The sequence below is a fragment of the Teredinibacter waterburyi genome (assembly GCF_001922985.1).
GTDB classification, from domain to species: Bacteria; Pseudomonadota; Gammaproteobacteria; order Pseudomonadales; family Cellvibrionaceae; genus Teredinibacter; species Teredinibacter waterburyi.
In genome coordinates this window covers 1-1098 of the sequence record NZ_MRUH01000052.1, presented here as the reverse complement: position 1 = coordinate 1098, position 1098 = coordinate 1, and the positions used below count along the sequence as shown (strand labels likewise).

Below are 1098 nucleotides of genomic sequence, written 5' to 3'. Positions count from 1 at the left end.
GCTTCGCCACTTTACCGCAAAACTCCACTCCACACGCGTCACAGGTTAACGCGGCGTTATACAAAAAAGGAGAATCGAAATGTCATTTACTGATGACACAATTGATGTAGTAGTAGCATTAGGAAAAGGAGTCTATTCTGTAGGCCAAGATATCGTTCTTGGTGTAGAAAGAACAGGAGAAGGGCTTGGTCTAGGCAGCGACGGCCGCATGACATCAATTGGTTATGAAAATAGAGCCATGGTTTCTATAGTTGAAGATTTTGTTAAATATGGAATCAGTGATCAGAGGAGTCCTCTGTACAAAAGTATTGTTCATGTTCTTGAGCATTATTATTCCTACTTTCCAGATCAGGTAATCACGGCTTTAGCTAAACAAGCTGGTATAGGAGCTGGGTATACCGTTGGAAGAATGGTAATAGGTAAAAAGTTAGCTACAGCAGTTGCCACAAGAATTGCTATGGCTATTGCAGCAAGTGCGGCATATAAACAAATAGCAAAACGTATTGGAGTCTCCGCTGGAGCATCGGCCACAGGAATAGGCACTCCTATAGGCTTACTTATGATGCAGGGATTTATGCAACGTTCTTCTCATGCCTCAATACGCCTTAAAAACAAAAGCCCTAAACTTTACTCCATTTTGCATAGGAATGGTGATCTACAACTGCTCTATTTTTTACTGGAAAAGCCTCTAGAAAAGTACGTCCAAGCCATTTCAACTGCAGAAAGAAACAATGCACAATTTCAAGGCGCAATAAAAAGAAAGTACAAGCTGAATTAATTTAGTGATTTATGAGGGACTAATCATGACTCCAAAAAAATGGGCCTATTACCTATCGAAACTTACGTTAATCGATGAGATTCTAGGTTTTATATACTGGGCACTTGCTATTTACGGTATGTTTCTTATTGTAGGTTACATTAAAAGCCAAATGGAAATGATATCTGCTCTTTTTGTTTATATCATTACAGTAACCATTTTTTACATTTTCATTTTAAAAAGAGTCAAAAGGTATTTTAAAGGCGATCCAAAGTAAATGCCTAGTATCAACTTTGAACCGCGACAATAATAGTTAAAGTCCATAAAACATTTCCTCTGGT

1 protein-coding gene is annotated in these 1098 nt (G+C 38.2%); it reads left to right on the top strand.

The features are described 5' to 3' along the window. Nucleotides 1-79 precede the first annotated feature (79 nt). Nucleotides 80-778: a hypothetical protein gene (locus IDZ20_RS05480; protein WP_188150425.1), complete on the top strand. Its 699-nt coding sequence runs from the start codon at nucleotides 80-82 to the stop codon at nucleotides 776-778. The last annotated feature ends 320 nt before the right edge of the window (nucleotides 779-1098 follow it).

Bases quoted from the DNA above. Each gene is read 5' to 3' on its own strand.
- IDZ20_RS05480 (WP_188150425.1), top strand. From the start codon at position 80: ATGTCATTTACTGATGACACAATTGATGTAGTAGTAGCATTAGGAAAA.